Annotated in this window: 3 protein-coding genes; 2 read left to right on the top strand and 1 reads right to left on the bottom strand. The window is 61.8% G+C overall.

Annotation, left to right across the window (positions count from 1 at the left end; all coding sequences use genetic code 11):
- On the top strand, positions 1 to 411 hold a 411-nt coding region (locus ABTY04_RS40640), incomplete at its 5' end, for a DDE-type integrase/transposase/recombinase (RefSeq protein ID WP_352218459.1).
- Between the two features lie 326 nt (positions 412 to 737).
- Positions 738 to 2420, top strand: coding sequence for a golvesin C-terminal-like domain-containing protein (locus ABTY04_RS40635; protein ID WP_352218458.1), 1683 nt, complete (start codon positions 738 to 740; stop codon positions 2418 to 2420).
- 63 nt (positions 2421 to 2483) lie between these two features.
- On the opposite strand, the gene ABTY04_RS40630 is transcribed toward ABTY04_RS40635, so the two are convergent.
- On the bottom strand, positions 2484 to 3086 hold the full coding sequence (locus tag ABTY04_RS40630; protein ID WP_352218457.1) for an SMI1/KNR4 family protein: 603 nt from the start codon (positions 3084 to 3086) through the stop codon (positions 2484 to 2486).
- Positions 3087 to 3218: the final 132 nt, after the last annotated feature.

The following is a 3218-nucleotide window of genomic DNA, read 5'->3' as shown; positions in this document are numbered from 1 at the left end:
ATCGGGTACGCGATGGCCGACCACCACCGTGCCGAGCTCGTCGCCGATGCCCTGAAAATGGCCGTCGGTCGCAGCACCCTCAAGCCGGGCTGCATGGCCCACTCGGACCGCGGATCGGAATACACATCCGGCGAATACCGCACGCTGATACGGGAGTTGAACCTGAGCCAGAGTATGGTCAGAACGGGCTCATGTTACGATAATGCCGCAGCCGAGAGCTTTTCCGGATTGCTGAAAGCGGAGATCGGGACCACCATCTGGGAGTCCCACGAAGCCGCCCGCGCCGATGTCTTCCGCTTCATCGAGGTCGAATACAACCGCACCCGCCTGCGCAAGCATCCCGCGTACGGCTACGTCACCCCACTCGAAACCAGAGCCCTGACGACCCGCGACCTCACCCCCGCAGCGTAACCACCCGCTGTCCAGATCAAAGGGGGAACTTCAGCAGCGAAGTCATCCGCTTCAACGACACATACAAAGAAGAAGCAGACGGCACCCCCTACCCACCAAACTGCACAACCCAGGGCCTGCCCGCCAACGCACTCATCGTCGACGACGTACCCGACGGCACGCCCATCCACCGGCCGGGCTGCGCCCTCCCAAAGGCGAACAGCGGTACCTTCAGCCTCGACTTCGCCACACCCAGCGCAAAGATCGACTTTCAGCAGCTCGGCGCCGGCTACGCCGGCAACTTCTGGTTCGCCCACACCCGCCAGAGCGGAGCGGAGGGCGACCGCATGACGGTCACCGGGACCTGGAAGCTCGACCAAGCCGTCGCCAACGACGCCAAGGTGTACGTCCACCTGCCCGACCACGGAGCGCAGACCAACACGGCCCGTTACGAGGTCAAGACCGTGAGCGGGTGGCGGGAGAAGACCGTCAAACAGCCAGGAACCGGAAACCGCTGGGTCTACATCGGCACATTCCGGTTCAAGGGCAACGTCCCCGAAGTGCGTCTCACCAATATCACCACGGATGGCACCGGGAACCAGGACATCGCCTACGACGCCGTCGCGTTCGAACCCGGCAAGTGGAACACGCTGCCGGAGATAGTGATTCCGAAGTGCAATCCCGACGCCCCCGAAACCGAGTTCATCGACAACGACATGCAGAAGCAGCCCAGCCCGCTGGGGCCGGCACCGCTGGTCCTCAAGGCACCCCAAGCTCCTTCTTCGCTGTTCCTGAATGCTCCTGAAAACTGCGGCGAAACCAGCCAGAAGGGGGTTCGGCAGTGCACGGCCATCGATCACAATATCGGTAAATACCAGGCAGGTTCTGCTCAAGCCTCTTCAGGCTGGCGGCAGGCGGCGAATGACGCTCCGCTGGTCTCCTGGTGCAATGAGCCGAGCGTGACCGGATATACTCTCAAGCGCCGCGAAGGCTGCCACAAGCTGGCAGTCCTCACCAGGTGGGAGAAGGACGGGAAGACGATCGGCACAGCCGTCTTCCTGGTTCGTGAGGAAACACTTCTCAGTAATTCGGCGAGCTTCGAGCAGCGCATGTTCATCAGCCCGATGTCCATCAGCCCTGAGCTGGGTAATGTGACGCTGGACTACTGGGACGCGCTCTGCACGGCGAACTGCAGCAGTTCCCTCAGCGGATCCTGGAGCGGTCTCACGACCTGGACGCCGGCCGTGGACAGCCACACTGCTTCCGCGACACGCACTTTCACGTGGACCAAGCCGACCTCCGGAACATCCGAGGAATTCGACCGTGGAACGATTCTGAAGTTCAGCGCGGCCTCGCCAGCCGCGGCGGGGGCAGTGGCGACAAAGACCCCCAGCTGGTCCTTCTTTGATGAGATCCAGTGTGACAACAACCTTGCGGTCGCCAACTCGACCGGATGTGTGTTCGCCAAGCACATTCCGACGTGGTCGGCCAGCACCGACAAGTATCCTCCTGCGGCCGCCTACTACTGGGTGATGCGAGAAGGGCTTGCCTCGCACCCGGGAAGCAAGAAGCACGGAACCCCGATGCATCGCCTGAAGGACATCAAGGAGCAGAGGAAAAACTGCAACACCATCTGCAACAAGACAGGGACCGATGCCTGGGTTGCACACCCAGAGGCGACGCCCGACGACAAGGGAAGAGTCCAATGCGACGAATTCCCGTTCGCGGCGAGCGAGGAAAGCGGCGGACAAACCCTGACCAACGGTGGCGGCTGTGTGCAGCTCTACGCCAGGCAAGAACCCGACGACACCTGGCGTCTCCACGAGGACGAAAACTACAATCCACCGACATGGACGGAACCCTGCGGCAGGGCCAGCATGCCCGGTCAGGACAACATGGACGCCGGCCGTGGCCCGGGGCTCCAGGGCTTCTACACGAAGGCGCGCGTACTGAACGGCAAACCCTTCTACATAGAGCTCCCCGGATATGAGGGATGCACATTGACTGAGGTTTACGTGCCTCGCCCGTAAGGAACACCGAAACAGGTACTGGGGTCCGGCCGGAGCCGGACCCCAGTACCGTGCCTGGGAAAGCTACTGCCAGTCGACATATACCGCCCCGTCAGGCGATTGCACCAGGGATGAGTGAATTTCATCCCCCGCCACATCACTGACCGGGGTCCCATCGGAAAGCGCTCGATAGGTGGAATCGAACATCTCGGCCAGGCTGGCCCAGCGCTTCACTCCCCAGACCTCGAGATCAGAATCGATTTCCAGGACGGATCCGAAGTCCGGCCCTTCTCGGTGATCGACCACCAATTGGGACCCGACGTGAGTTTCAGCGATCGGAACCCACCGCACATGCGCCACGTTTCCTACCACGAAGTCGACGAGGTCCTCCTCAAGGCTCCACGCAACAGCCTTCTCCATGTCGCGCTGCCCCAGCCTCATACTTTCCGAACCTAGGAGAAAATATCCTCCCGGAATGAACCCGCCTGGTCCGGTAAGTCCCCGGTCGGCACGAACCCCATCGTGAAGGGCAAGCCATTCGCGCAGTTCGGGATGGAGGGCGAATCGGTTCGCCGAGATTAACCGGATATCGTTCGGGTCTGCTGCAGGGTTGAGGCGACCGATATCGCCTGGGGCATTCGTCTCGAGCCATCCCCGGAGAAGAGCCACCGACGTTGCGAGATCCATCAGACCCACCCTCTTGTGAACTGCCGTCTTCACGCATCCTAAGGGTTGTCCCGTAAATGATCTTCGAGTGGCCTCGGGCATGGCGGGCTGCCGTGCGGCCTGCTCGCTTATCCGGCGAGGGTGAGGTTGTGC

It is taken from the genome of Streptomyces sp. NPDC097981, assembly GCF_040302565.1.
In the GTDB taxonomy this organism is placed as follows: domain Bacteria; phylum Actinomycetota; class Actinomycetes; order Streptomycetales; family Streptomycetaceae; genus Streptomyces.
The sequence above is the reverse complement of the archived record's forward strand: the minus strand, read 5'-3'. Positions and strand labels throughout refer to the sequence as shown.